The 26,049-nt window shown below is 67.3% G+C and carries 25 protein-coding genes and 2 pseudogenes; 11 read left to right on the forward strand and 16 right to left on the reverse strand.

Annotation, left to right across the window (positions count from 1 at the left end; genetic code table 11):
* The first annotated feature begins 54 nt into the window (after positions 1-54).
* Positions 55-666, forward strand: coding sequence for a dihydrofolate reductase family protein (locus ACIBF8_RS16075; protein WP_396783665.1), 612 nt, complete (start codon positions 55-57; stop codon positions 664-666).
* 33 nt (positions 667-699) lie between these two features.
* Here the strand turns inward: ACIBF8_RS16075 and ACIBF8_RS16080 are convergent, their stop codons facing one another.
* The 4 genes from ACIBF8_RS16080 to ACIBF8_RS16095 all read right to left on the reverse strand — a co-directional run bounded on the left by ACIBF8_RS16080 (position 700) and on the right by ACIBF8_RS16095 (position 5,746).
* Entirely contained in the window at positions 700-2,697 is a 1,998-nt protein-coding gene (locus tag ACIBF8_RS16080; protein WP_396783667.1) for an ABC transporter permease subunit, read from the reverse strand.
* 35 nt (positions 2,698-2,732) lie between these two features.
* A complete protein-coding gene (locus ACIBF8_RS16085; protein WP_396783668.1) occupies positions 2,733-4,169 on the reverse strand; it encodes an extracellular solute-binding protein in 1,437 nt (478 codons plus the stop codon).
* A 341-nt stretch (positions 4,170-4,510) separates the two neighbouring features.
* Positions 4,511-5,281, reverse strand: a complete 771-nt coding sequence (locus ACIBF8_RS16090; RefSeq protein WP_396783670.1) for an IclR family transcriptional regulator — start codon at positions 5,279-5,281, stop codon at positions 4,511-4,513.
* A gap of 168 nt (positions 5,282-5,449) precedes the next feature.
* Entirely contained in the window at positions 5,450-5,746 is a 297-nt protein-coding gene (locus ACIBF8_RS16095; RefSeq protein WP_396783671.1) for a hypothetical protein, read from the reverse strand.
* Between the two features lie 1,024 nt (positions 5,747-6,770).
* On the opposite strand from ACIBF8_RS16095, the gene ACIBF8_RS16100 reads away from it, so the two are divergent.
* A complete protein-coding gene (locus ACIBF8_RS16100; protein ID WP_396783673.1) occupies positions 6,771-7,130 on the forward strand; it encodes an ankyrin repeat domain-containing protein in 360 nt (119 codons plus the stop codon).
* A gap of 60 nt (positions 7,131-7,190) precedes the next feature.
* Here the strand turns inward: ACIBF8_RS16100 and ACIBF8_RS16105 are convergent, their stop codons facing one another.
* Positions 7,191-8,084: a sigma-70 family RNA polymerase sigma factor gene (locus ACIBF8_RS16105; protein WP_396783675.1), complete on the reverse strand. Its 894-nt coding sequence runs from the start codon at positions 8,082-8,084 to the stop codon at positions 7,191-7,193.
* Positions 8,085-8,210: 126 nt separating this feature from the next.
* On the opposite strand from ACIBF8_RS16105, the pseudogene ACIBF8_RS16110 reads away from it, so the two are divergent.
* From ACIBF8_RS16110 to ACIBF8_RS16140, 7 genes and pseudogenes are all read left to right on the forward strand, one after another.
* Positions 8,211-8,373: pseudogene (locus ACIBF8_RS16110) on the forward strand (replication initiator); the annotation flags it as partial.
* A gap of 542 nt (positions 8,374-8,915) precedes the next feature.
* Positions 8,916-9,089 (forward strand): hypothetical protein, encoded by a 174-nt coding sequence (locus ACIBF8_RS16115; RefSeq protein ID WP_396783676.1) that lies wholly within the window; start codon positions 8,916-8,918, stop codon positions 9,087-9,089.
* A gap of 398 nt (positions 9,090-9,487) precedes the next feature.
* Complete coding sequence (locus ACIBF8_RS16120; protein ID WP_396783785.1) at positions 9,488-10,012, forward strand: RHS repeat domain-containing protein; 525 nt, start codon at positions 9,488-9,490, stop codon at positions 10,010-10,012.
* Positions 10,009-10,917, forward strand: coding sequence for an RHS repeat-associated core domain-containing protein (locus tag ACIBF8_RS16125; protein WP_396783677.1), 909 nt, complete (start codon positions 10,009-10,011; stop codon positions 10,915-10,917). The genes ACIBF8_RS16120 and ACIBF8_RS16125 overlap by 4 nt, the downstream gene beginning before the upstream one ends.
* 9 nt (positions 10,918-10,926) lie before the next feature.
* Positions 10,927-11,460: a restriction endonuclease fold toxin gene (locus ACIBF8_RS16130; RefSeq protein ID WP_396783679.1), complete on the forward strand. Its 534-nt coding sequence runs from the start codon at positions 10,927-10,929 to the stop codon at positions 11,458-11,460.
* A gap of 1 nt (position 11,461) precedes the next feature.
* Positions 11,462-11,857 (forward strand): Imm7 family immunity protein, encoded by a 396-nt coding sequence (locus ACIBF8_RS16135; RefSeq protein ID WP_396783680.1) that lies wholly within the window; start codon positions 11,462-11,464, stop codon positions 11,855-11,857.
* Positions 11,858-11,869: 12 nt separating this feature from the next.
* Positions 11,870-12,127, forward strand: coding sequence for a hypothetical protein (locus ACIBF8_RS16140; RefSeq protein WP_396783682.1), 258 nt, complete (start codon positions 11,870-11,872; stop codon positions 12,125-12,127).
* A 431-nt stretch (positions 12,128-12,558) separates the two neighbouring features.
* Here the strand turns inward: ACIBF8_RS16140 and ACIBF8_RS16145 are convergent, their stop codons facing one another.
* From ACIBF8_RS16145 to ACIBF8_RS16180, 8 genes are all read right to left on the reverse strand, one after another.
* Positions 12,559-16,131 carry an AAA domain-containing protein gene (locus ACIBF8_RS16145; protein ID WP_396783683.1) on the reverse strand — a complete coding sequence of 1,191 codons (3,573 nt, stop codon included), beginning with the start codon at positions 16,129-16,131 and terminating at the stop codon, positions 12,559-12,561.
* Positions 16,131-16,511, reverse strand: a complete 381-nt coding sequence (locus ACIBF8_RS16150) for a hypothetical protein (RefSeq protein WP_396783684.1) — start codon at positions 16,509-16,511, stop codon at positions 16,131-16,133. Before ACIBF8_RS16150 ends, ACIBF8_RS16145 begins: the two co-directional genes overlap by 1 nt.
* 465 nt (positions 16,512-16,976) lie before the next feature.
* Positions 16,977-17,345, reverse strand: a complete 369-nt coding sequence (locus ACIBF8_RS16155) for a hypothetical protein (protein ID WP_396783685.1) — start codon at positions 17,343-17,345, stop codon at positions 16,977-16,979.
* Positions 17,342-17,656 (reverse strand): hypothetical protein, encoded by a 315-nt coding sequence (locus ACIBF8_RS16160; RefSeq protein ID WP_396783686.1) that lies wholly within the window; start codon positions 17,654-17,656, stop codon positions 17,342-17,344. The genes ACIBF8_RS16155 and ACIBF8_RS16160 overlap by 4 nt, the downstream gene beginning before the upstream one ends.
* A gap of 165 nt (positions 17,657-17,821) precedes the next feature.
* Positions 17,822-18,310, reverse strand: coding sequence for a hypothetical protein (locus ACIBF8_RS16165; protein WP_396783687.1), 489 nt, complete (start codon positions 18,308-18,310; stop codon positions 17,822-17,824).
* Between the two features lie 330 nt (positions 18,311-18,640).
* A complete protein-coding gene (locus ACIBF8_RS16170) occupies positions 18,641-19,057 on the reverse strand; it encodes a hypothetical protein (RefSeq protein WP_396783688.1) in 417 nt (138 codons plus the stop codon).
* Positions 19,058-19,424: 367 nt separating this feature from the next.
* Positions 19,425-20,189: an NYN domain-containing protein gene (locus ACIBF8_RS16175; RefSeq protein WP_396783689.1), complete on the reverse strand. Its 765-nt coding sequence runs from the start codon at positions 20,187-20,189 to the stop codon at positions 19,425-19,427.
* A gap of 34 nt (positions 20,190-20,223) precedes the next feature.
* Positions 20,224-21,249 carry a hypothetical protein gene (locus ACIBF8_RS16180; RefSeq protein ID WP_396783690.1) on the reverse strand — a complete coding sequence of 342 codons (1,026 nt, stop codon included), beginning with the start codon at positions 21,247-21,249 and terminating at the stop codon, positions 20,224-20,226.
* Between the two features lie 228 nt (positions 21,250-21,477).
* Between ACIBF8_RS16180 and ACIBF8_RS16185 the strand changes: the two genes are divergently transcribed.
* On the forward strand, positions 21,478-23,763 hold the full coding sequence (locus ACIBF8_RS16185) for a TOTE conflict system archaeo-eukaryotic primase domain-containing protein (protein WP_396783691.1): 2,286 nt from the start codon (positions 21,478-21,480) through the stop codon (positions 23,761-23,763).
* Between the two features lie 15 nt (positions 23,764-23,778).
* Here ACIBF8_RS16185 and ACIBF8_RS16190 read toward each other — a convergent pair whose 3' ends face one another.
* Positions 23,779-23,961 (reverse strand): hypothetical protein, encoded by a 183-nt coding sequence (locus tag ACIBF8_RS16190; protein ID WP_396783692.1) that lies wholly within the window; start codon positions 23,959-23,961, stop codon positions 23,779-23,781.
* Positions 23,962-24,089: 128 nt separating this feature from the next.
* On the opposite strand from ACIBF8_RS16190, the pseudogene ACIBF8_RS16195 reads away from it, so the two are divergent.
* A pseudogene (locus tag ACIBF8_RS16195) lies at positions 24,090-25,123 on the forward strand (tyrosine-type recombinase/integrase); the annotation flags it as partial.
* Between the two features lie 30 nt (positions 25,124-25,153).
* Here the strand turns inward: ACIBF8_RS16195 and ACIBF8_RS16200 are convergent.
* A complete protein-coding gene (locus ACIBF8_RS16200) occupies positions 25,154-25,411 on the reverse strand; it encodes a Txe/YoeB family addiction module toxin (RefSeq protein ID WP_396783694.1) in 258 nt (85 codons plus the stop codon).
* The gene (locus ACIBF8_RS16205; protein ID WP_396783696.1) at positions 25,408-25,683 is read right to left on the reverse strand and encodes a type II toxin-antitoxin system Phd/YefM family antitoxin; all 276 of its coding nucleotides are present in this window, start codon (positions 25,681-25,683) and stop codon (positions 25,408-25,410) included. The genes ACIBF8_RS16200 and ACIBF8_RS16205 overlap by 4 nt, the downstream gene beginning before the upstream one ends.
* Positions 25,684-26,049: the final 366 nt, after the last annotated feature.

Here is a 26,049-nt window from a genome sequence, read left to right on the forward strand (position 1 = left end):
CTGATGGACGTCGAAACGAGGAACAGCATCCGGCACCCCCGCGAGGAGTCGTTCGTGCGCAAGCTTGTGTACTACATCGCTACCACTCTGGACGGTTTCATCGCCGGCCCCGACGGCGCCGACCCCACCGGCCCCGGCGGGTTCTGGCCCATTCCGGACGACTACCTGCGCCATCTGGTCACCGAGTACCCGGAGACCCTGCCCGGCCCGGCCCGGCAGGCCTTCGGTATCACCGACGAGGGCAGCCGGTTCGACACCGTGCTGGAAGGACGCCACTCCTACGAGGTGGGGCTGAAGGCCGGCGTGACCGACGCGTACCCCCACCTGCGTCACCTGGTGTTCTCCCGCACGCTGGGCAGCAGCCCGGACCCGGCCGTCGAGGTCATCGCCGAAGACCCGATCGCCACGGTACGAGAGCTCAAGCGGCACGACGGCAGGGACGTCTGGGTGATCGGCGGTGGTGCACTGGCCGGTGCCCTGTACCCCGAGATCGATCAACTGATCGTCAAACTCGCCCCGCTGACCATCGGCGCCGGCATCCCGCTGTTCGGCCGGGACGCCGTCTTCGCCCCACGCACCTGGCGGTTGACCGACCACACCGTCCTGGACAGTGGCGCCCTCTTCCTGACCTACAGCCGCACCGAGGCCGGGAACGAGCCCGTCTGAGCTCATCCCCCGGCAGCGGTCGGCCGCCCCCGGTCAGCCCTTCACCGCGCCCGCGGTGAGCCCTTCGGTCAGGAAGCGCTGCCCGAGGGCGTACATGATCACCACCGGGATGCTGACGAGCAGCGACGCCGCGGCGAGTTGTCCTTGCGGCACGACGTCTCCGGCGATCATCGACTGCATGCCCACCGGCAGCGTCTTGTACTCGTCCTTGGTGATGAACACGAAGGCGAAGAGGAACTCGTTCCAGGCGTTGGTCAGGGTGAAGAGCGCGACCGCCAGCAGCCCCGGCTTGGCCAGCGGCAGCACCACCCGGCCGAACGCCTGGAGGCGGGTGCAGCCGTCGACCAGCGCGGCCTCCTCCAACTCGATGGGGATCGACGAGAAGTACCCCACCAGCAGCCAGGTGGCGAACGGCAGCGTGAAGGTCGGGTACGTCACCACCAGCGACCACAACGAGTCGGTGAGCCGGGCGCCGATGAGCATCTGGTAGAGCGGAATGAACAGCAGCGCGCCCGGCATCACGTAGGTGAGCAGCACCGTCACGGTGAAGCCCTGCGCCCCGCGGAACCGCAACCGAGCCAGCGCATAGCCCGCCAGGGCGGCGCAGACCAGCGCCACCGCGGTGGATGCCGCGGACACCAGCAGGGTGTTCAGATACCAGCGGCCGAACGGCTGGTTGGCGAACAGGGCACCGAACTGTTCCAGGGTCCACGGCGTCGGCCACAGGTCGTCCGTGCGCATGACGACCTGGCCCTCGGACTTGAACGCCGTGACGCCGATCCAGTACAGCGGGCCCAGCACGAAGAAGAGCAACCCGGCCAGCGCGACCCAGGACCCCACGCCCGACACCACTGACGACGACCGGCGACCGCCCCGCGCCGAAAGCGCCGAGACCACCCGGCCGACCGCCGCCGCGACCAGCAGAATCACCCCGAGGACCACCGCCGCTTTCCAGAAGATGTGCGGCGACGCCCAGAAGAGCAGACCGGTGACCAGCGCGGTGACGGCCCACGGCAGGGCCTGGCGCGCCGTTGCGGCCCACCGCTGCGTTCCGATCCACCGCGCCGCCCGGCGTTTCCGGGGCAGTCTGATGTTGCTGTCCTGGCGCAACAACCGGACCAGGACGAACACCAGCCCACCGATGATCGGCAGCATCACGAGGGTGACCGCCGCGCCCGCGCCGTACTGCAACTGCAAGATCGCCTTTGAGTACGCGATCAGCACGTACGGTGCGGTCACGTCGCCCGGGCCGCCCTGCGTCAGCAACCAGACGAGGTCGAAGTTGTTGAACGTCCAGATCGACGACAGGGTCACCGTCACGGTGATCACGTGACGCAGTCCGGGCAACGTCACGTTGGCGAACCGCTGCCACGACGAAGCCCCGTCGATGGTCGCCGCCTCGTAGAGGTCCGCCGGGATGGCCTTCAGCCCCGCGAGGAAACACACGGTGAAGAACGGCACCCCCTTCCAGACATTCACGAGGATCACCGACGGCATGGCCAGCGACGGATCGGACAGCCAGCCCGCGGGCCAGCTGTCGACCAGGTGCGCGCTGGCCAGCAGCGGCCCGATCCCGGTGACGGTGAGCAGCGTGTTGACGCTGCCGAAGATCGGGTCGAGCAGCGCACGCCAACTGAACGCCGTCACCACCGTCGGCACCACCCACGGCACCAGGAGCAGCCCGGCCAGCACGGCCCGCCCACGGCGTCGATGGTGCAGCAGCAGGGCCGCGGCCAACCCCAGCACGACCTTGAAAACCTCGGCGTACGCGGTGAAGACGAACGAGTTCACCACGCCGGTGTGGAACTGGTCGTCGCCGACGAGCGCGAGGTAGTTGTCCAGGCCCACGAACACGGTGTCCTGCCCGTGCCGTTCCGTGGTGCTGGTGATGATCGACCGGGCGATCGGCACGAGAACGAGCCCGCCAACCAACACCGCCATGGGCGCCAGGAACAGTGCCGCCAGCCGCCAGTCACGGCCCAGCCGCCGCTGGACCGGGGTGAGAGAGCCGGGTCCCGGCGGAGCGGACATCCGCGCCGCCGGGACCCGCGCGGGACGGACCGACCTCACTGCGGCAGCCCCTGCTGGTTGAAGATCTGCACCATCTTCGCGTGGGCGGCCGTCACGGCCTGTGCCGGCGCAGTGCCCTGCACGACCTGCTGCATCATGTCGGTGAGGACGTAGGCCGCGCCCACGGCCTGCTGGCCTGCGCTGGCCTTCTGCGGGAAGGCCAGGCCGTTCTTCGTGTTCAGCGGCAGCTTCAGTTCGGTGATCTTTCGTAGCATGGGGAACGCCGGGTCACCGCTGGTGAAGAACGGGTCGGCGTCCCAGACCTTCTCCCAGGCGGGCATCACCAGGCCGGGCGCCTCTTTCGCTACCCCGAGCAACGCGGGTGCGCTGACCAGGTACTGCGCCAAGAGCTTGGCGAGCGCGGGGTTCTTGGCGCCCTTGAAGACGACGAAACCCTGCGACTGGCCGAGCAGCAGGGGATTGTTGGTCGCCGGGCCGATGCAGTCGGAGAACACGTGGGTGTTCGCGTACACCGGGTTCTTCTTGGTCCGGGAGTCCGCGTAGACGCTGAACTGATTGCGGGTGTAGCCGAGGATCCCGGCGAGCCAGTTCTCGTTGTTGCTGGTGTCGGTCCAGCTCGCGATTCCCGGCGGCAGCATCGGCTTGTACTTGGGGTTGGTGTAGATGTCGCCGAGGAAGGTCACCGCCTGCACCGTCTCGGGGGAGTTGAACGTGACCTTCCGGCCGTCGTTGGAGGCGATCGACCCGCCGTAGGCGTTGATCAGTGCCTCGATCATGCCGTTGCCGTCACCGGAGCGATTCACCGTCATGCCCCAGCCGAACCGGCGCTTGGTCGGATCGGAGATCTCCAGGCACAGGTCCCGCAGCTCCTCCCAGCTGTAGATGTCCTTGGGGGAGATGCCCTTGTCCTGCATCCAGTCCTTGCGCAGAAACGACCCGATCCCGATGAAGTGGTACGGGATCGCGAACCACTTGCCGTCGAAGACGCAGTAGTTCTTGGCCTCGGCGCAGGGTTCGCCGTACGTGGCGGTCAGCGCCTGGACGACGTCCGTCACGTCCTCCAGGTCGCCCAGCGACTGGAACTGCGCGACGAACCGCGAGTCGGTCATGAACGCCAGGTCACGGGCCACCCCGCCCTGCACCTCGGCGTGGATCTTGGCCACCACATCACCGGCGTCGGCCTGGACCAGACTGTTCTCGATCTTCGTCCCGGTGGTGTCGGCGAACTTCTTGATCGAGCTGTCGAGGGCTTCGTTCGCCGCCGTCGAGTACAGCCTCTGCGACAACATCCCCATCGAGGAGCCCTTCATCGACGCCGCGGCGTCGATCAGCTCCTGCGGAACTTCCGGCTGCACCTTCGTGGGCGATTCGGAGGTGCCCCCACACGCTGCCAGACCGGCCGCGCCGAGCACCCCCACCCCCATCCCCAGAAAGCCGCGCCGGGACCACGCCGGGTTGTCCTCCATGGACATTCGCCTCCTCTGTTTTCCCACACCAATGCACGCCGAAGGCGCGCTTGTGCTCCAGGTGTCCCTATGACGGCGACAACGGACGCCGCATCGATCAGTGCGCTCGCGTACCCGCTGTCGCAGTTGGTGGGGTTGCCGACGGGAAGCGCGACGAGGTTGCGGTGATCGGCGACCGGGCCGAGAAGGCTGCGCTGACGTTGCGGTTCGGTCGGGCCACGAGACCACCACCGTTCGAGATTTCGAACTGAGTTCGAGATACCGTATCGAGTGGTCGCGACGCTAGAGCAGCGCCGTGAGGAATGTCAATGTTTCGATGTTGTTTCGAACCGAAAACGGGAAGCCGGCTAGCGGGGCTGGGCCCGGTAACCCATCCGGGCGGACAGCGCGGCCGCGCCCTCGCGAACCAGTCCGGTCCACTCCACGTGCGCCTGCGGGGTCCAGCGAATGATCGGCGCGGACAGGCTCATCGCGGCGATGGTGGCCCCCGAATGGTCGCGGATCGCCGCAGCGACGCAGCGCATCGCGCTGTCCGACTCGCCGATGTCGACCGCGACGTCCTCCGTCCGGACCCGGTCGAGATGTTCGCGTAGCCGGTCCGGGTCGGTGATGCTGTCCGGCGTCATGCCCGGCAGGTCGCCCTTCATCAGGACGGCGTCCAAGCTCGCCTGATCGAGGCTCGACAGCAAGACCTTGCCGACCGCCGTGCAGTGCGCCGGCAGCCGCCGCCCAACCCCGGACACCATCCGCACCGGATGCGTGCTGTCGAACTTGACGAGGTAGATGACATCGGCGCCGTCGAGCACCGCCACATGGACCGCCTCGTGGCACGCGGCGGCCACGTCCCGCACGACACACTGCGCCTCACGGACCAGATCGAGCCGGCCCGCGAACGCCGCGCCGAGCTGGAACAGTGGCATGCCGAGCCGATACTGCACCGGCTGGCCCGGGATGGAGATCAGATACGAGCGAGCCTCGAGCGTGACGAGCAGTTCATGCACGGTGGTGCGGGGCAGGTCGAGGCGCTCCATCACCTGGCGGGCCGACAGCTGGGGGCAGTCCAGGAACAGTTCGAGGACGTCGAGTGCGCGGATGACCGCCGGAACCACACGGGGCATGTCGATAGTCCCTTCGCAGTGCCGTACCCGTGTCAACGATCTCCACACGGGGCCAGCACCTGAAGAGGATATCTACGTCAGCCCGCAGCGCCAGGTGCCGGACTCGTCGCCGGACGGAGCGGTCTCGACGCGTCGTCGCTCAGGCCGCAAACGGCTCTGGATTCCCGTTCAGGATCCGGTCGTCTGGTATCTGCGCAGCGCGGCTTCGGCCACCTGGGCTAGATGTTTGTCGCCGCCGAATTTGTTGCCCTCCGCCTGAACGACCACCAACGCGGTGTCGATCCGGACCAGCATGCTGTCGCATTCCAGCGTGTCCAGACCCGACGTCACGGTGCAGCTGAGGTGAATACTGTCATCGCCCAACTGCGGCCCTGGCGCCACCGCGAAGCGATAGCTGCCGCCGTCGCCCCGGCCGGACGACGCAAGGGTGGGGCAACGGTCGACGAGCGTTCGCAGGTCGGTCATTGCCCGCCGTGCGCCGTCATCGATGTACGTCCTGAGGACTTCGGTCCCTACCCACAAGTCGGGACCAGCCTCAAGGCTGAGGGTGGCTGCGGCTATCGCCGACGGAGTCCCGGTGAGTCGGCGGGCCGACAGCAGTGGGATCTGGCTACGCGAACAGGATGCGTCGACGTCTGATCGCCGATCCCCAGCATCCGGCGCCATGCTGGTAGCGATCTGCACAGTGGATCCGGGTGGTAGTGATTCCGTGGCCACCAGGCGCGCGGACAGCGTCGCGGAGTATCCAGGCCCGCCGGTCGCCGGAACTGCTGAGGAAGGTGGCTTCGTGGGCGTGGCCGAATCCGTTACGTGCTGTGTTCCCTCTGCGGATTGATCCGCTCTCGGCGCCGTCGGAGAACCGCAGGCGGCGATCATGCAGAGGGTCGTCGCCACCGCAGTCAACCTACGCAGCACCATTCTGAGCACTGTGCAGACTCCGCCTCTCGCGCAAGACGCGTCAGGCTACGAGCCCCTGCGATTTCAGTCGTCGATCAGCAAAAGCCACTCAGGCCGGGGTCGTTGACCTGCGTGTGAGTGGGTCGCCAGGGAGTCGAACCCTGAATTTATGGATTGCCGGCGGGGCGGCCGGATCGGGTGTGGTGCGAGGTCATCCAGCCTGCTCGCGCGTTTCTCGCTTTGGTTCTGCTGGCACGGTTGCTGTACTTCGCTGCTGTACTGCTGGGGTCACACGAGGCGCTGGATGCGGACCTTTCGGACGCTCGTTTCTCTGGTGGCCGTGCTTGTGCTGGCGGACCTGCTCGTCCCAGACCTCCTGGTCGTAGTCGTGGCCCGGCGGGTGGCCGGCGGGGACGTGCGGGGCGTCTCGCTGACTTCTTGCTCACGGCGGCCCTGATAGATGACCCCACAGGCCAGGCGGTTTTCGTCAGGCCAGTCGTGTCCATGACAATTCGTCCGAGTACCTCGCCCTGTCACATCGGCTCGTCGTCTGGGCTCATAAGCACGAGTGCAAACACGCGAGGAGGGCACAATGCAGTTTGAAGAAGCCGCCGAGGCCGCCGACGAAGCGACGATGCGGTCGATGCTGTCCGCCGATCCTGGGCTGCGCGATCGGCATGCAGACCTGGTTACGCGAATGGCCGAGGCGCGCAACTGGTCAACGGTTCGGCTGCTCATCGATCTTGGCTTCGGCGTCAACGGTGTCACCGCCGCCGGCGCCACCGCCTTGCACTATGCGGCGGCAGCGGGTGAGCTGTCGATCGCGCGCCTGCTGGTCGAGCACGGTGCCGACCACACCGCCCGCGAACCCGGGTTCAACGCGCAGCCGGCGGGCTGGGCGCAGTACTTCAAGAAGCCGGAAACCCAGAAATATCTCGAGTCCCTGGCCTGATGCCGCGCCGTCCGGTCACGCGGCATCAGACCCACAGCTCGTGTAAGTGGGGCTAGGCATTCACCCCATTGTTCGCTCCGACTGGTTCAGGAGGGAGGACGCGAGGCGGTGGACGCGGTCGGGGTCGCGGACAACGTCGATCCTGACGATCTTGTCGCCCGCGACGGTGAAGGCCATGACAGAGAACGGCTGCCCGTCGCGGGTGATCAACGTTCCGATCGCGCCGTTGACCAGGGCGGGGCGCAGTTGGCCACCGCGTGGGGCGCGGGCCTGCTTGGCCACGGCCGCCGCGCCGCGAACGACGGTCGCCGGCCTGGCGGTGCCGAAGTCGGTGCGTAGGACGACGTCGGGGTCGAGGACCTGCACGAGGGCGTCGAAGTCGCCGGTCCACGCAGCCGCGTAAAAGGCACGGACGACCTGCCGCTGGCGCGCTAGATCCGGATCGGGTGAAGGGATCTCGGCACCGTGCACCCGGCGCCGTGCCCGGCTGGCGAGTTGCCGTGCGGCGGCCGGGGTGCGGCCCGCGATGCCGGCGATCTCCTCGAAGGGCAGGTCGAACATGTCGTGCAGCACGAACGCCAACCGCTCAGCAGGAGTGAGCTGGTCGAGCACGACGAGCAGGGCCAAGCTCACCGAGTCGGCCAGCAACGCCTCCTGCTCGGGGTCGAGGTCCCCGTCCGGGATGACAACCAGGTCGGGCAGGTGCGTGGCGAACGGATCCTCCCGGCGGCGTCGGCGGGAGCGCAACATGTGCAGGCACTCCCGGGCGACGACAGTGGTCAACCATCCGCCGAGGTTGTCGATCTGCTCCGCGTCGGACCGGCTCAGCCGTAGCCAGGCATCCTGAACAGCGTCGTCCGCGTCAGCCAGCGAACCGAGCATTCGATAAGCCACCGCCCGCAGCCGGGGTCGGTGCTGCTCGAAGCGCGCGGCCAACCACTCATTCTCGTCCATCGGTCACACCATCCCATTGCCAAGGCTCACAGAGATGAACCCTCAGACACGGCGAACGTGACACCGCCTGGCCCGGCTCACATTGTGCCCATGGCGCATCTCTGCCTGAGCTGGCTTCATTGCTGTGGCATCCCCTTCGTCCAGGTCATGACCGACACCGGCAAGGTGCGCTGGTTGCCGCCGGTTTGGGTGTCGCACGGGAGGGTCGCCGAGATGCAACGTCGGGCAGCTGCACTTCCACGTCCTGCTGCGCTTCGACGGCGTCGACCCCGACGACCCCGACGCGCTCGTGGTCCGGCTCTACCTCGTGCCCGGGCTCGGGAGGAAGCGGCCCGACAAGCTCCGGGTCAGCGATGTGCGGACCTGGATTAACGAGGTGGGTCGCACCTGCCAGTGCTGCACCCAGGGCAAGGACGAGCGGCGCAGGCCCGCCCAGCGTCGCTGCTGTGCCCTCGGCCGCTGCTGCCGGGATCTGCCCTCGGCCACCAGCGTCACCCACCTGCGGAGCCCCACCTGTTCGGCTCCGCCCGGACGAAGGTTGTCGGGATGGCACCAACCATCCCGGAGCGCCCGAGCGCCCCGCCAGAGGCACTGCTTGTGTCTCGACCAGACCGAAGCCCCGGAACTGCCATCGATCATGGCGGCCCGGGGCTTCTTCGTATGTCGCGCCGCCGGCGGGCTATCACCGATCGCGCCGTGGCCGCAGGCCTAAGGCGCGAGCGGCGGGCCATCGGCCCGGCCCAGGTTCGGCGGCGCGAGCGGTCCGCGAAGCGGGCCGCCTTGATCCCGTCGACGATGTCCGCTGCGCCGCAAGGGAAACAGCGCCGAGCTGTGTTCCAAGCGCAGGTGCAGAAGGCACTACGGCACGCCGACCTGCGGATCACGCTGGAAACCTACGTCCACTGGCTACCAAAGAAGGACCGCCCGCGCGGCCTGGTGGGCAACCTCCTGCGGCAGGCAGACGGCAAGCGGCGGGAACGCTCCACCGGCCAAGATCGGATCTAGTTTGTGCCCTGGTTGTGCCCGATGATCTTTGCCCGGCGTTTTCGCAGCTCAGAAGGGGTGGAGAGTGGGCCGCCAGGGACTCGAACCCTGAACCTATGGATTAAAGTGGCCAGGAGCGGACAAATAAGTGCCAAGCGTCGCGCGGTGTTGACGCTCCGGACTCCGCGTGTGTCGTCCGGCCGTATTCGCGCTGGTCCACGCCCAACCTGCGTGTTGTGATGTTGCGGTGGGTGCACAACGAGGACGCGAATCCGGCGACGGCGTGGTGAATCCGACTGATGCGGCGTTGTCCGAGCACCCGTAGAGCACCCACGAGCCGACGCGGTCCGGCACCGGTGGTTCCATGTGGCGGGCGCAAGCGCCTGGGTCGCTAACCACTCTGCACGGTCGGCTCACCAATACCGGTTGGCGATCAGTCGCTCGCTGTCGGCGTCGGCTGGCAGGCCGACTCCCGGCTCGCTAGCATCACGCTGACCAGCGGCGCCACCAACTGGCAGGTCGGCTACGGCTACGACGCCGCCGGCAACCTCACCAGCGTCACCCGACAGGGCGGCCCGAGCAGCAGCTATGCGTACGACCGGGCCGGGTCGCTGACCCGAGTGGCGCACACCAGCGGCAGCACCACCCTGGTCGCCCAGGACGTCACCCGTACCGCCACCGGCGCTCCGGGCTCGGTCACCACCACCCGGGGCACGACCACGACCCGGGCCCTCTACTCGTACGGCGCCACCGATCAGGTGACCGGGGTGTGTCGCCCGGCCAGCGGAACGACCTGCATCGCCACCGACCCGAAGACCACCTACGAGTACGGCCTGAACGGCAACCGGACCAGCAAGGCCACCGCCAACACCGGCGGCACCGGCACCACCACATACACCTACGACGCCGACGACTCACCGACCGGCCGACCGGCCGGACGGTGAACGGGGCCGCCACCACAGTGGCGTACACCGCCAACAGCACCCTAGGCAGCGAGACCGGACCAGCCGGCACCACCAGCTACACCTATGGGCTCGATGCGAACCTGCGTCAGGCCCGGCTTCCCAGCGGGGCCCTTGTCGGTTACGAGTACGACGAGGACGGCAACAGCATCCGACGCACGGTCAACTCCGCCAGCGACGCCACCTGGACCTGGGACACCCTCGGCCTGTCCACACGGGCGGAGGAGAAGAACAGCGCCGGCACGGTGACCCACCGGTGGTGGGATGAGCCGCAGGGCCAACTCGGCACCGCCCTGGCTGACACCGCGGGGGCCAGCCCGAGTTGGCTGCTGGACGACTACCAGGGTTCGCTAACGGATCTCGCCAACGCCACCACGCTCACCGGCAGCGCCTCTTTCGACCCATTCGGTGAAATAGTGACCAGCACCGGCGGCTACACGGCTAACCCGTTGCGGTTCCACGGGCAGTACCTGGACGACAAGGTCGGCCTGTACGACGTGCGGGCCCGCGACTACGACGCCGCTAGTGGCCGGTTCACCGCTCCGGACCCGGTGCCGGTGGCGGACAGGTCGCCGTTCGTCCAGACCTACCACTACGGCAACAACCGGCCGACGGTGCTGACCGATCCGACCGGGCAGTGCGCCATCGTCTGCACCGCCATTATCGGCGCCGTCGTCGGCGCGGCGGCCGGCGGAGTGGACTGCTGGCTCAGCGGCGACGACCGCAACACCTGCGTCAAGAAGGTCGTCGTCGGCGCGGCCGCCGGCGCGCTCACCGGCGCCACCATGGGTATGGCCGGCGGAGCCGGTGCCGGCCTGTACGGCGGGGTGACCGCCGGCGAGGTCGGCACCACCGCCCTCGTCGGCGGCACCGGCAGTGCACTGTAGGGCTCAGGCGTGGCGGCCTGGACCGGCCAGCCCTACGGATACGGCGACGCTGCGCAGGACTTCCTGTGGGGCGCAGCGTTCGCCGGGGCGGGCCGCGCCGCCGGAGCCTTCGCGGCTCGCCCGGGTGGCCTCCCGCCCATCGACTGTGCACCACCACCTAGCGGAGGATTTCCGAGCCGACCCTACCTCGGGCGGACCACGGGAGAGCTTGCCGACGTCAATGTCAATGATCCTGCAGCAACCGCGCTTGCGGCTCGTATCGGCGGGCGCCCATCAGTCCGGTTTACTGACGATCCGATCAACCGAGAGTTCGACGCAGTCAGTCACCGCTTCGTGGCCCAGTCGAAGCCAGCCAACTTCACGCTCAACAAGAAGTTTCGCGATCAGGTCAGGGCGACGTTCGAAGCCGCTGTTCGGACGGGCAGGGTGCCTTACTTCCACTTCGAAGGGCCGCCCGGGCCAGGGGTGATCAAGAAGCTTCAGGAGTATGGTGCTCGGTATGGTGTACAGCCGGTGATCGACACTAAACGTCTAGGCGGCTGAGATGTATGAATTCCATGGCTGGTTCAGCCTTGCCCAGAATCCGGAAGAATCGGACGCGGGGCAGCTCAGATCGATCGTCGAGGAGCTGGCGGAACTGTTGGGTGGGTTGCGTTTCCCGACTGTCTCAGCCGAAATAAAGTGGCTCAACGGAGAGTGCTTTCTCCTGCTTAACGGGTTGGCAAACCGCCGCCGGGATGAGGCGGTGGCGATGCGTGGGGTGCTTGAATTCGTCACGCGGCGTCTACCCGGATCCTTTGGTCTCCTGTACGAGAGGGACGACGACATGCCCGTTCCTCCCGGCCCCAATGCGTTTCGTGCCCAGGTGATGGTGCGTGGTGCAATCACTGAACGCCTCGACCCGTTCCTCTCGCCATGTCGTCCGCTGATAGAGGACTGATGGAGTCACGCGGTGAGAGACGAGACGACCGCGCGCCATCTGGTTCAGCTGCGGGACGTGCTGCGCGGCGGGGAGTTGGACCTTGACGGCTTCTACCTGGCATTCGAGGCCGCCATACACGCGGTGCCGTACGAGGGCAGGCAACTACCACGCGAGCTCAACGAGCTGATCAACCGGGTGGAACTCGTCCGGTTCACGCAGCGGCCGGAGCACCAGGTCGATGCGGCGGCTCAGATTGCGGACGACGCCATCCGCCTATTGTCCAGGTAGCACCCGCAACGGAGGGGCGGCCCGTCCCCGCGAGGGTGGACGGGCCGCAGGTCCTCGCCGTCTTTGCCGACCGTCCGCCGACGAACTGCCCTTACTGAACGTCTCCCAGCGCTCCCGCTCGACTGCCTCACGCGGGTCCCTTGGCCAAGACCAAACCCAGATGTATCTCAGCTGCACCAGTTGCTGCTGGGGCCGGTTTCGACGTGGCGAGGAAGAGTCTGTCTGCTGGCCTGGCAAGACATGGCTGCCCGCTAAGATCCGCAACCCCACCGAAGGTCGCGCCTACTTCGACCGTAGAAGAGCCGCCGGCAAGACGAATCCGAAGACTTTTGCTCATGAACCAGAAGTCCGTGTGAACGTGGGTGCCGCGATGCCCGTCTTCGCGAGCCGTGGCACCAGTTGTTGGTCTATTCGCCGTCCTGCGCTTGCTGTTACCGGCTTAGCTCGCTGAGTAACTCTGCCGCCGCCTGCGCTGGCTCGGCCAGGCACCGCCAGGCGGGCACCCGGTGGACGGACATTGAACCACCGATGATGTCGAGTCGGGCGAGCATCTTACGCAGCGCCCGGCCGGCCGGATCACCCGCTGGATCGTCGACGGCGACAGCCAACTCGACATCGCCGCGTCGCACCATCAGATCGACAGCGCGCCCGGCCACGGCGACGTCGCGCCGCACGGTGAGGCCAGCGCCGCGAAGGGCAAGGTGCAATCGGTCCGCTGCCCCGGTTGTGGAGTCCAGCGGAGCGACGGCGACCTCACGGATCGACGCCAGGGCAGTCAGCAGGCCACGTTGACCCGACCACCACGAGCGGTCACCGACCACGACGAGCTGGGACCGCGCCCGGGTGATGGCGACGTTCCACAGGTTGGTCTGGTGCACCAGCCAGCCGCGGGTGCGGTCCGGAATGCCATGCGCCCCCACCGGCGAGACGACCATGATGTCTCGTTCGCTGCCCTGAAACTTGTGGATCGTCGCGCAGAGCAGGTTTTCGATGAGGCCGGCGCTGCGAAGGGCTGCCGCCAGCCGACGTTGATGCGCGGCCAGCGGCGTGACCACCCCGATCGAGACATCGGGGTACGCGCTGCGCAAGTCCGTCACCTCGGCGACGACCGCGTCGATCTCGACCTGGTTGAGCCCGGACCCGGTCACTCCGGAACTGAACGCTCCTGGCACGTCGCGCCAACGCACGGCAGGATCGACCGCAGCGGCCAGTCGGGCCGGATCGGTCAGTACGGTGAGCCGACCCTGGTAGACCTCCTGGTTGGGCACCTCGATGATGTCCGGGTGGCACCGGTAGTGCTCATCGAGAAGAAGTGCCGTGCCCGCTGCGGCGGCGAAAGCGTCGTACGCGGAATGGGCGGTGTAGGTCAGTCGGCGGTTGTTGAGCCAGCCGGTGCTCAGACCGGCGCGTGTCCGCTCGGTGACGTCGTCGGGTTCGGGCAGGTCCACGACGGGTGCGAGCTGACGCGGGTCCCCGATGAGCAGGGCGCGCTTCGCCCGATAGAGCATGGGCAGGATCGCCGGGATGGTGCACTGCGCCGCCTCGTCGATCACCACGAGGTCGTACATGGCGGGGCTTCTCTTCAGGCGTCGGGCGGAGAGGGCGGTCACCGCCCAGCCCGGCAGCACCCGCAGTAGTTCCGGGAAGTAGGCCCAGCTGTCCGGCTGTGGCCTGGACATCTCATCGGCTCGATCCTGGAGCAGGCGTGTGCCCGCAGCTATCCGCCGAGCGATTTGGGCCCGCAACAGGTCGATGCTGAGAGCGGGTCGCTCGGTGCTGATCAGGTTGACCAGTCGCCGCCAGGAAGCGTCAGCGTGGGGTAGCTTGGCGAGGCGCTGCTGGCGCTCTCGCCAGCGCAGCTCGATCACCGCCCGCTCGGCGAGCGCCTCGATGGCGTTCCGGTCGACGAGTTGGTACGACCGCAGCCGCCACCGGTACCACCAGCCGAACCACCTGCTGGCGAGCGCTCGATCGGTCAGCTGGACAAGATGCTCCAGCGCGGTGGTGTCGATCGGCAGCGCGGCCCCACCGGCGTCTGAGTCAGCGTCACGCTCGACGGCGAGGTCCGCGAGGTCGCGTTCGAGTAGCCGCCGCTCGTCCAACTCGGCACGGAGGTCGGCGATCTCGTCTGCGAGCAGTCGCAACTCGTGCAGTGGCGTCCGGTCGTCCGGCGTGGCGGGCCGGTCCGTCGGTGGATACGCGGCCAGGATGTTGGCGACGTGTGTGGGCTCCTGCGAACGGTGTTCCTTGTTGCCGGTACGCAGCAGCAGGCCCGGGCCGATCAGGTCAGTCACCTTCTCAAGCACCGAGTCGACCGCCTGGTTGCTCGTGGAGCCGATCAGCACGCTCTGACCGGCTGCGGTGGCGGTGGCGAGTAGGGCGGTGACGAGCTGACTCTTGCCGGTACCCGGCGGCCCCTGGGCGACCGTCAACGGCTGGGACATCGCCGCCTGGATGATCTTTTCCTGGGCCTCGTTCGTCGCGCTCATCGCCACCGTCACGATCGGCGTCGCGGTCGCCTCGTCCGGTCGGCGCGCCAGAGCGCTCAGTGCCGTCTGGTCGATGAGCCGAGGGTTCTTGATCATGCCGCGTAGGTCGTCGACAAGCTGCCGCTGCGGCGACTCGGCTGCGTCGACGGTGTACATGATCGCTGCGTTCTGCACCCCGTTCACCGGTCCCGGCCGGATGGTGCCTGCCAGCATCTTCGGGTCCAGCTCCGTCACCGGGTTCAGCCCGAACGTCTTCACCAGCACCTCGACGGTGGCGGTGAGAGAGGTGGGGTCACCCGGCGCGAATGCCTGTTCGACCCGTTGCAGCAGTTCGTCGCTCTCCACCTCGGAGAGCTGGAACAGGTCGACGAGCGCGGCGCTGGGGCGGGGCGGGAAGGAGGCGTGCAGAACGTCGTCCACGCCGACGGTGACGTCACAGACCAGCAGTGGGGCAAGCCGCACTGGCTTCTGCCGGGCCGGTCGAACGGCGACGACGGGATACCCGTATTGCAGCTCCCTGCCGCCATCACGGGCCCTGGCGGCGAGCTCGGCTGCCGAACCACTCAGCTTGACGGGCGTCTCCGAGGTGAAGACCGCCTCAGACCCCGGTGGCGCGGCGACAAACGACCGGGTCTCACGAGGATCGATGAGCGACTGCAGCACGGTCGATCGCTGCATACAGTTGATGTAGTAGGTCACGAGGCGGCGCCACTGGTCCGCGTCGAACGGCGCCTCGTCCGCAGGGCTCGACGTGACGGCCGTGACCTGTCTCGCCGCGGCGGCGGATCCTGGCGCCGTCGCCAGTTTGATCGGCTCGGTGACGCCCTCACTCGACTCGACCGGTGTGTGCTGGCGGCGCCGCGCCATCTCGGTCAGGGCGTATCGGGAGAGGTCGTTGCTGGTGATCCACCCGTCGTCGGACGGCCCTTCGGCCGCGCCGCGCAGACCCTCGAGAAGCACCTCGGTGAAGACCGACGGGCGATCCGGTCCCTGGGCCTTCGACGCCTTCATGTGGGTGCTGGACGTCAGGATGAAGGTGCCGCGTTGACGCTTGAGGCGGCGCGGCTCTTCACGCACCCCACCTCGGAATCGGTTCCGTGCCGTGAACGCGCCGGAGAAGCAGCAGTCGAGGAGGACCACCTTCTGGCGGGCCTTGGTGTCGTTGAGCAGATGGCGCAGGGTGCCGTCGGTGTCCAGCGCGGATGCGTGCAAACTTCCACTGACCGTGTCAGTCGTGGCGAGGAACAGCGACTGCCCGTCGCCGTGCAGCACTCCGTGGCCGGAATAGTAGAGCAGGGCCAGGTCGTCCCCGCGGCGTGCGCCGTAGAACTCCTCTACGACCTGGCGCAGGTGTTCCGCCGGCAGGTCCAGTTCGGCGCGTACGGTGTCGAACTCACCGGCACCGTCGAGCAGTGTCTTGAGCTGCGCCACGTCGTGATGTACCGACGGAAGGGGCGCGAGCTCACGGTCGACGTGGTACGTGGCCGTGCCAAGCAGCAGGGCATGCCGTCCCATCAGAGGCGGGCCCGCTCGATCGCGGCCCGTACCGTGCTGATCAGTTCATCAATCTGACCGTGAGTGGGCCGGTCGATCGTCAGCTCGATGTCACCGACCCGCAGGTGCACCCGGCGCCCGTCGTGGCGTCGGAGGAAGGCCAGAACCACCTCGACCAACGCCTGTACGTAGCCGGGGTCCGTGCCCACCAGCACGGTCACCACACCGACAGCCAGCTCCGCGACGCCTTTGGCATTCGGGTCGACAACCGTGCGTTCGACGCGCTCCACCTCGCCGATCTCGCGGAGGTCGTCCGCCAGATCGTCGGTCAGTTCGCCGAGAATGAACTCGTCGTCGTCGGCAAGCGGTGTGAAGTCGATCCGAACGCGGACGTGGGACATCCATCCTCCTGCATGAGCGGTGCAGTCCAACCTACGAAAGAACTTCGCCATAGGGCCGCGTCTGTCGGTATGCCGATCCAAAGTCCCGTTGTCCGGCAATCGGGATCCTGCAGCGTGGCCATGCGGTACGTGTAGGAGATCCTTGGCGGATCGACCTAGCCGAGCCGGGTCAGCAGGGTGGGGCGGCGACCCGCTTTGTCCGGGCGGTGCCGAGCGCTCGGCGTACCAGTTGGTCCCGTAATGAGGCAGGCCGCGAGTGACTGTAGCCCTTCCAGCGCCACGTCAGCCCTGACCAAGAACTTGCGCGATCGTGCAGCAGATCAGCGCTTAAGCGGGTCATGGGCATGTCGCTGCCAGTGGCAAACTGGAGTCCTGGGTCCTGGCTGTACCGGATGATCTTCTATCTGAGTTACCGCCGCTCAGAGGCTGTGTGTGGTGAGCAGCTGCGAAACTTCGATTGGAGGTCTATCCCTGGGTGGCACCGGGCGGGATAGCGAGGAACTGCTCGATGTCGGCGATGGCGTCCTCCACCGTGCCGCCGACCTGCGGGTCGCGCCGCCGGGCGCGCAGGGCGGGCAGGACTTTGTCGGTGTCGAGTTGGTGGTGGATGCGGGCAAGGTGGCCGAGGCAGATCGCTGCTGTGGCCCGGACGTCCTCCTCTGGGTGATCCAGCACGCGTAGGTAGAAGTCCTGGCACCAGCGCCAGTCCGCATCGTGCAGGGCGAGTCCGACCATCGAGTCGGTGAGGGTGTCGATATCGCCCGCTGCGAGTGCGGCGGTGGCCGTGTCGTGGGTCGCCGGAGCTGGTTCGTAGTAGCTGCGCTGTGTGCTCATGCCTCGTCCTTCGGCGGCGCGGTCGGCCTGCCCTTCTTGTCTACCAGTCCGCCACGCTTGAGGGCGTTGCGCATATCGTCGTTCAAGCCGTCTGAGCTGTGGTCCTCCCAGTTGCGGACATGGCCGTGGTAGATCTCGACGACGTCGTCACCAGGGTTGGACGGCTCGATGCGGCGGTGCCGGTCGAGGATGACGATCTCGCCCGTTTGGTGATCGACACCGATACGGCGACGCTCGTTGGTCTCCTTGATCTGCACCGAGCGGTCCAGCGCGGTCTGCCCATTGGTGGGGGCACGGCTCGCGCTGCCCATAGCCAGATTGCGGTCGGTGCCCCGATGCTTGGGCCGCTGCTCGTCGCCGACGTGGTACTCCCGGCGTACCCGGGGGTCTTGGCGAGTTGCGCGACCGGCTTGACCAGCGCCGACTCCACCTCGGGCGGCACGGCCGCGTCGCGGAGATGCCGGTTGCGGTTTCGCTTACCCACCGAGGATCGCCCGCATGGCCATGTCGATGAGCTGGTCGAGGATCAGGCTGGTGATCATCTTGAAGATCGGGATCTCCAGCAGGGATGCACCGAAGGTGGGCACCGCCGTGGCCACCGCTTGGGCGATCTGAACGGCCAGGATGACCAGTTGGACGATGATCTGCACCTTCAGCGCCAGCACGACCGCGGCGACCACCACGTAACCGGCGCCCAGCACGGTAGTGGCGGTGGTGTTCCCGGCCAACACGCCACCCGGCCCGTCGGCACCAGACCAGTACGCGTCGAAGGCCGCGATCACGTCGCCCTGGTTGCCGCCAGTCACTTCTGCGGCCAGCGCGTCAGCCTCCCGGCCCACCTCCTCGACCGTGGTGGCAAAGTCCATCCAGACTTGCCCGAGTTCGAAGAGCTTCTCCTCGTCGCCCTCCGGCCAGTCGTAACCGATCATGGCGAGCACCGAGGCAAGTTCACTCGGAATCGTCATGCCCATGGTCAGCCCAACTTCGCGGCCAGTGCGCCGAACTGGCCGGTCAGGTCCTCCTCGACGGCCATCAGGTCTTCCGCCAGTGCCACCAGGTCCTCGCCGCTGCTCTGGTACTCGTCGGCCATCGCGGCATAGCACTGCACCAGGTAGCCGGAGACAACTGAAACGAGAGGCCGACCAGGGTGCCGAGCATGTCGCCACCCCATGGCTCGCCAAAGCTCTTCAATCGGGCGTCGAGCGTCTCGAGTGCGCTCGCCAGCCGGTCACCCACGTCCACGAGCCGACTGCCCGATGCCCGGACGTGATCCGGATCAATCTCCAACGACATCGTCAACCCGCCGGCCGGGCTGTCCGGGTCTGGGCTGAGGTGAGCGCGCTCAGGAACGATTGCATCTGGTGCACCGACTGCTGCTGGACGTCTTCGAGCCGTTCGAGCAGCACGGCCGGATTTGGAGCGTCCGGTGCTTCGGCGACCGTTCGGGCTTGCAGGTCGTCGAGGGCCGCGTTGACGGCGATCGTCATCTGTTCGGCGAGGTAGCCGCTGCCCTGCCGCAGCACCTGGGGTGCCACGGTGATCGACTGAATCCGACCGCCTGGAGCGGCGATCACGGCGATCAGTCCGTCCGCCGCAGTGGCCTCTCCGCAGGTCTGGACGTCTGCCACCGCTGGGCGGTTGGTCCGCAATTCACGCAGGGCCTTCAGGGCATCATCCATCGACTGGCGGAACTGGTCGGCATCTGCCGTCATGAGGGGCTCCTCCTCGACCGGTCGGCAGTCGCCTGGCGGCCATGACCTGTACCGGTCAGGGGCAGGCTCGCGCCGTCCATTAGGGACAAGCGCGCTGAGCGGAGAGTACCCGACCGGTTACCGCTGCGGGTGCCTGCAAGGTCGGTAGCGCTACCGGATTCGTGCTCCAGCGTCCGCTTGGCTCGGGTCTGGTCGTCGGGTCTTGTGAGGTGATCAGTCGTCGGAAGGTGCTGAGATCCGACACCCGGTGCTACTTGAGTGCGCAGAACGAGACAAGTCGCTATTCGCGCCCATTGATCGAGTGGATGGGGTGTGTTCAGCAGGGGGAGGAGCGTCCGAGCAATCTGGGAGCGTCCGACCCGTGGTGTTACGGGCCGTGAGTTGAGTCGGTGTCGCGTCGGGACGTGGCGTGGTGCCGGTCCCGAACGTAAACGACGGCGGGTTTACCGTCGGCGGGCAGTCGGCGGTCTACCTCGAAGAGCGCGGTGGCGGTGACGAGGTCGGTGAGCTTGGCGTACCCGTAGGTGCGGGAATCGAAGTCGGGGCGCCGCTTGGTGAGGATGTGTCCGACGGTGGCCAGGTGCGCCCAGCCGTCGTCGCCCGAGGCGGCTTCGACCGCGTCGCGGAGAAGCGTCGCGAGGGCGGTGTCGATGCTGGAATCTGTGGTGGGAATGCGCGGCTTGACGACAACCGTTTGAAGCGGTGTTGGAAGGCCGAGCGTGAGGTTCTCGGTGTAGATGAACTTGTCGCAGGCGGCGACGAATGAGTGGGGCGTCTTGCGCTCGCCGAAGCCGTAGACGGTCAGGCCGGACTCGCGGATGCGGGAGGCCAGGCGGGTGAAGTCGCTGTCGCTGGAGACGATGCAGAAACCATCGAAGCGGCCGGTGTAGAGCAGATCCATCGCATCGATGATGAGCGCCGCGTCGGTGGCGTTCTTGCCGGAGGTGTAGGCGAATTGCTGGATCGGTTGAATGGACTGGGCGAGGAGATGCTCCTTCCAACCACGAAGGCCGTTGCCGGTCCAGTCTCCATAGGCGCGTTTGGCGTGGGCCGTGCCGTACTTCGCGACCTCGGCCAGCAGCGGGACGACGGCCGCGGGCTGAGCATTGTCGGCATCGATGAGGACCGCCAAGCGGGCGGTGCTCTGGTCAGCGCTATCCATGCTTTCACCTACCTGCTACGGGTGGGGTCGCCGCAGATGTCACCGGCGACTGTGAAGCGGATGCCGGCGCACGTGTGGTGCGGACCGGCATGAGGAACGGGGCGCTGGCCAACGATTGGGCGCCGAAGCGGAAATACCCGAAGAGCACCGCGTGAGCCCATGCGGCGGGCCCGCTCAGTCGCAGCGGTTCGGAGTTGGCGAAGATGAGCACCACGCCCTGGTGGTCGAGGTGGTATTCCATGACGGCAGCGTGGTCGAACGACAACCACCGTCCGGAGGCATAACACCATGTTCTGGTCGGTGTGAGCACGACTCTGGTGAGCTGCTGCTCGCGCCACTGCGGGCGGGCCAGACGTTCGGCCCGGGACTTGGCGCTGCTGTTGCCGATGGCGTTGGCGACCAGAGCGCCGGCTACGAAGCCCGCCGATCCGAACGCCACTGCCGAGGTCTGGTTGTAGGTGACCGTCGAGCCGTAGTGGCGCGCATAGTGCAGCCGCGCGTCCAGGTACACCGGCTCCTCGGTGAGAAAACCTGGCGCGAGGACGGCTCCCGGCTTGCCACCCAGGGAGAGGAAATCGAGGAGCCGGTGCGCGGCGTCACGACCTTCTGCCCACGCTCTGTCGACGGGGGGAGGCGGTACAAGCCGGCCGATGCCGTAGCCGGCGGCGTAGGTTGCCAGCGCCCACGGGGCGGCGAGCCCGACGACCGTGACAGCGAACCACCGTCGGTGCCCGAAGCCGCGCCGGTGCCGTCCCTCTGCCACTCCTACGCACAGGCCCGTGATCGCCGTCGCGGCGACGTAGACGATGGCGATCAGTGCCACCAGCGCCAGTAGGGCGCTGATCCCCGAGCATGCGTCGGGTATGTCCGCCTCTGAATCGCTGATCTGCTGTCCGTGCGCACGGAGGCATCTGTCCACCGACCGGTACGACCGATCAACACCCCACGCGATCGCCGGCGAGGCAATCGCGGTGGCGACAGCGGTGAAGGTCCAGTGCCGGCTCTTCGGCGGTGAGGGCACGAACGACATGACCTACTGCCACTCCTCTTCGTCACTGCGGCGGTACGCTCCGACGCGAGAGCGTACCGCTTGATCGATGCGTGGTGGGTCCGGCAATCGAGTCTGCGCCCTGCCGAGGTTGGTGCATCGGCGGCTTTGTTCAATGGGGTGATGACGGCGATATCGACCAGTCCCGTAGCTGGCTGCGCTTGCGGCTGCGCAACGGAGTTGGCCGCGCTTCGCTCGGAGTTGGCCGCCTTGCGAGCCGATGTTGCCCGGCTGCTGCCGCCGGCCGGTAAGGCGGTGGTGCAGGGCCCGCCTGTTGCCGGTCCGTCGGCCGGCGCTGGGGAGCGGCTTGCGGCTGAGCGGTTGGCGTTGTTCCGCTCTCTGTTCGTGGGGCGCGACGACGTGCACGCCCAGCGGTGGGAAAAGGATGGCCGCAAGGGCTGGTACCCGCAGTTGGAGCGGCTGCCGGGGCAGACGTGGCAGGAGGCGAAGGAGGCCCGCCGGTACCGGCCGTTGAGCGACGCGGTGCTTCACGACCATCTGTCCGGGCGGACCAGCATCGGGCTGTACCCGATGTTGGCTGATGACTCGTGCCGGTTGCTCGTCTGTGATTTCGATGGCGAGCAGTGGCAGCTCGACGTCCAGGCATACGTCCAAGCCGCCGAGACCGCCGGCGTTCCGACGGCGGTTGAGGTTTCGCGGTCGGGGCAGGGCGCCCATGTGTGGGTCTTCTTCTCCGAGCCGGTGCCGGCGCTGGAGGCGCGGGCGTTGGGGTTCGGGTTGCTGCGGGAGGCGATGGCCGTCCGCGGCGAACTCGGGCTGGACAGTTACGACCGGTTCTTCCCATCCCAGGACCATCTGCCGGCAAAGGGGGAGGGGCTGGGCAACCTGATCGCGTTGCCGTTGCAGAAGCAGTGCCGCGAACTCGGCACGACGGTCTTCGTCGACCCGGAGACGTTCACCCCGTATCCCGATCAGTGGGCGATTCTCGCGGGTGTCGGCCGGCTCGGCCTGGCCGACGTGCGACGGTTGGTCACCGAGCTGCGGCCGGTGGCGGTTGGCCCGGAGGCGGTGTTGTTCCGGTCGGCACTGCGCTCGGAGACGGCGGCGCCGGCCGTGGTTCATGCCGAGTGGGCGGGGATGCTCGCGATCCGCCGGGCCGGGCTGCCCGCGTCGCTGCTGGCTTCGCTCAAGCACGCGGCGTCGTTGGCGAACCCGGCGTTCTACAAGAACGAGAACCTGCGGTTGTCGAACTGGAACACCCCGCGTTTCGTGCGCTGCTACACCGAGGACCTGGAGTTCCTTCACCTGCCTCGGGCGATGGCGGACAAGGCCACCGAACTGGTGGCGCAGGCCGGTAGCCGGCTCGACATCACCGACCGGCGCGCTGACCCTCCGCCCATCGACGTGACGTTCACCGCAACCTTGCGCGACCGCCAACCCGCCGCAGTCGCCGACCTTGCCCGCCACGAGCACGGCGTGTTGGAAGCCCCACCAGGATCGGGTAAGACCGTCATGGGCTGCGCCCTGATCGCGCACCACCGCACGCCCACCCTCGTGTTGGTGGACCGGGCTCCACTGATGGACCAGTGGCGTGACCGCATCAGCGCCGTCCTCGACGTCGAGACCAGTCAGATCGGGCAGATCGGCGGCGGAAGGACGAAACCCACCGGGTACATCGACTTGGCCATGATCCAAACCGTGGCCCGCATGGATGACGCCGGACAGCGGCTGGGCGGGTACGGGCTGGTCATCGTCGACGAAGCCCACCACGCGGGCGCCCCCACCATCGAGAAGGCAGTCCGCCGTATCCCCGCCCGCCGATGGGTGGGACTGACCGCCACCGCCTACCGACGCGACGGTCTCGGGCCGGTCATCTTCATGCACTGCGGTCCGAAGCGGCACAGCATCCCGATGATCGACAAGGGTGACCCGGATGCCCTACAACGTGGCCTGCACGTCCACCACACCGAGTTCGCGCTACCCCAGGACTCCGACACCACCAAGCCCGGGGCGATCACCTCTGTGGTGTTCGGCGGCCTGGTCGCCGACGACACCCGCAACGAACAGGTCAGCCAGGACGTACACGCCGCCCTCGCACGCGGCCGAAACTGCCTGGTCCTGACCCGGCAGACCGCTCACGTCGAAGCCCTCGGGCAGCGGCTACGCGGCCTCGGCCATGAACCCCACCTGCTCTACGCCACCCGCAAGGCCAAAGACCTCAAGCAAGTCCTCGCCTTCCTCGCCGACCCGCCCGCCGACGGACCACCACTACTGGTCGTCGCCACCGACAAGTACGTTGGTGAAGGTTACGACTGCCCGAAGTTGGACACGCTGTTCCTGGCTCATCCCGTCGCGTTCAAGGGCAGCATGGTGCAGTACGTCGGCCGGATCCTGCGCGCTCACCCCGGCAAGACCACCGTCGAGGTTCATGACTACGTCGACGAGAATGTCGGTGTCCTCGCCGCCATGTGGCGCAAGCGATCCCGCTCCTACGCGCAACTCGGCTTCACCACCGTCCCCAGCGGTGGCAGCTGAATCGTGCGTGCCGGGTCAGTCGAGCCCGGCTCGGTCGAGCCGGTCCAGCAGGCTCGGCTTACGGGCATGCCGCTCCCGCACCTGCCGCATCCGTTGCCGAAACGCTTCGGTGCCGCCGTCCCGATCGGCCAGCGTCTTCAGGTCGGCCAGCAGGATGATGGCAGAGTCGTACTCCTTTGGTCGCTTCGTCTCGATCATCGCGGACACCCGCTGCCATTCCTGCTCCTGCCGTCCGGCGAGCGCGTTCAGCCGCTGTTCAGGTCGAAGTAGCTAGCACTTCGGGAACCCCGGCACTTGCAATCCCGGTGCGCCATCCCGTCTGCCCATCGACCCGATCTCCGACGGTGGGGGAGTACGCCGGCTACTGGCTGCGCGAGATCGTCAAGCCGAACCTCGCCCCGGGCAGTTACGTCACCTACGAGGTTGTCGTCCGGCTTTACCTCGTGCCGGGGCTAGGCCGGAAGCGCCTCGACAAGCTCCGGGTCAGCGATGTGCAGACCTGGATCAACGAGGTGGGTCGCACCTGCCAGTGCTGCACCCAGGGCAAGGACGAGCGGCGCAAGCCGGCCCAGCGTCGCTGCTGTGCCCTCGGCCGTTGCTGCCACGATCTGCCATCGGCAACGAGCGTCACCCACCTGCGGACCGTGCTTCGGACGCTGCTGTCCCAGGCGATCACCGAAGGGCTGATCTCCCGCAACGTCGCATCCGTGGTGAAGCTACCACCGGTACGGAAGCGCAAGCGGAAGGCGTGGACAAGCGACGAGGCGCCGCGTTTCCTGGAGTCGGACCGCGCCGACAACGACCCGCTCGACGCCGCGTACGTCCTGGTCCTGGTACTCGGTCTGCGCAAGGGCGAGATGTTGGGGCTCACCTGGGCTGACGTCGACCTCGACGCGGGGGAGTTGACCATCGATCGGCAGCTCCAGCGGGTCGGTGCCGAACTGCTACACCGGGAGACCAAGACGGCGGCCTCGGATGCCACCCTGCCGCTACCGGACATCTGCACCGTTGCCCTTGGCCGCCACCGTGTCGCGCAGGCCGCCGCCCGGGACGCCGCCGGCCCGGCCTGGCAGCCGTCCGACCTGATCTTCACTACCCGCTACGGCCGGCCGGTCGAGCCACGCAACTTCAACCGCTTCTGGGACCGCCGCTGTACGCCGCAGGAGTCCGGCGGATCACCGTCCGGGACGCCCGGCGAACCTGCGCCTCGCTCCTGGCCGACCTGGACGTCCACCCTCGGGTGGTGATGCAGATCCTCCGGCACGCACAGTTCGCCATCACCATGGAGATCTACACGGTGGTCTCCTCGGCGGCCACCCGCGACGCGCTCAAGCGACTTGGCCAGACGCTCGACCGATGACCGCCGCGCTGCTGGTTCCAGCCCAGTCAACTACCGGTCGCCGTAGTGGTAACGGCAGGCGATGATCTCGATGTCGTCCTTGGTAATCCGATACACCAGCCGGTGTTCGCGATCGATCCGGCGGGACCAGAAGCCGGACAGCTCTCCGCGAAGGGGCTCCGGCTTACCGATGCCCTCGTATCCGTTGCGCATCACGTCCGCGATGAGGTCGTTGATGCGCTTGACCAGCTTTCGGTCCGTGTGGCTGAGGTACTGGCTCCATGCCGTCGCGGTGAAGACCAGCCTCACGCGACGTCCCGTACGGTGGCCGGGTCAATCAGTTCTCGCTCGGACGCATCACCCTTCTCCAGCTCCGCCATCGATCGGCGCAGCACGGCGGCGTTGCTCGGGTTGCGTAGGAGGTACTCGGTCTCCTTCATCGACTCGTACTCGGCAAGCGGCACGATCACCACGGGCTCGTGGCCGGATCGGGTCACCACCACTTCCTCCGCGTCGTTGATGACGCTGTCGAGTTCGGCGGCCAGGTTCTGCCGTAGCTGGGTGAAGTTCACGGTCCGCACGACCACCTCCATAGCAAGTACAGAAAACTGTACCTCAGGTGGGGCGGTGCCGACATGCACTGCCTGGCCGGCTGCTGCTGTACTTCGCTGCTGCACCGGCCCGGATCGCAAAGTCAGCGGCCCCACAGAAGGCCGCTGAGCTGGAACAGAGTGGGCCGCCAGGGACTCGAACCCTGAACCTATGATTAAAAGTGACCAGAACGAGACAAAGTGCCATGAAGGCTCTCTATCATCGCGGCCTTGGTCTGCCGTCCAAGCAACAGCAAGACTGTCCCGTCGTGTCCGCGCTGGTCCAGGTCCCGGATTCGGAGCGCGATGCGGCGGTGTGTGGCCCGACTCGGGGCGATGTCCGGGTTTGCTTGGTGG

The organism is Micromonospora sp. NPDC050276 (assembly GCF_044459545.1).
GTDB lineage: Bacteria > Actinomycetota > Actinomycetes > Mycobacteriales > Micromonosporaceae > Micromonospora.

Bases quoted from the DNA above. Each gene is read 5' to 3' on its own strand.
- ACIBF8_RS16080 (WP_396783667.1), bottom strand. From the start codon at position 2,697: ATGTCCGCTCCGCCGGGACCCGGCTCTCTCACCCCGGTCCAGCGGCGG.
- ACIBF8_RS16085 (WP_396783668.1), bottom strand. From the start codon at position 4,169: ATGTCCATGGAGGACAACCCGGCGTGGTCCCGGCGCGGCTTTCTGGGG.
- ACIBF8_RS16090 (WP_396783670.1), bottom strand. From the start codon at position 5,281: ATGCCCCGTGTGGTTCCGGCGGTCATCCGCGCACTCGACGTCCTCGAA.
- ACIBF8_RS16095 (WP_396783671.1), bottom strand. From the start codon at position 5,746: ATGACCGACCTGCGAACGCTCGTCGACCGTTGCCCCACCCTTGCGTCG.
- ACIBF8_RS16100 (WP_396783673.1), top strand. From the start codon at position 6,771: ATGCAGTTTGAAGAAGCCGCCGAGGCCGCCGACGAAGCGACGATGCGG.
- ACIBF8_RS16105 (WP_396783675.1), bottom strand. From the start codon at position 8,084: ATGGACGAGAATGAGTGGTTGGCCGCGCGCTTCGAGCAGCACCGACCC.
- ACIBF8_RS16135 (WP_396783680.1), top strand. From the start codon at position 11,462: ATGTATGAATTCCATGGCTGGTTCAGCCTTGCCCAGAATCCGGAAGAA.
- ACIBF8_RS16145 (WP_396783683.1), bottom strand. From the start codon at position 16,131: ATGGGACGGCATGCCCTGCTGCTTGGCACGGCCACGTACCACGTCGAC.
- ACIBF8_RS16150 (WP_396783684.1), bottom strand. From the start codon at position 16,511: ATGTCCCACGTCCGCGTTCGGATCGACTTCACACCGCTTGCCGACGAC.
- ACIBF8_RS16155 (WP_396783685.1), bottom strand. From the start codon at position 17,345: ATGAGCACACAGCGCAGCTACTACGAACCAGCTCCGGCGACCCACGAC.
- ACIBF8_RS16160 (WP_396783686.1), bottom strand. From the start codon at position 17,656: ATGGGCAGCGCGAGCCGTGCCCCCACCAATGGGCAGACCGCGCTGGAC.
- ACIBF8_RS16165 (WP_396783687.1), bottom strand. From the start codon at position 18,310: ATGACGATTCCGAGTGAACTTGCCTCGGTGCTCGCCATGATCGGTTAC.
- ACIBF8_RS16170 (WP_396783688.1), bottom strand. From the start codon at position 19,057: ATGACGGCAGATGCCGACCAGTTCCGCCAGTCGATGGATGATGCCCTG.
- ACIBF8_RS16180 (WP_396783690.1), bottom strand. From the start codon at position 21,249: ATGTCGTTCGTGCCCTCACCGCCGAAGAGCCGGCACTGGACCTTCACC.
- ACIBF8_RS16190 (WP_396783692.1), bottom strand. From the start codon at position 23,961: ATGATCGAGACGAAGCGACCAAAGGAGTACGACTCTGCCATCATCCTG.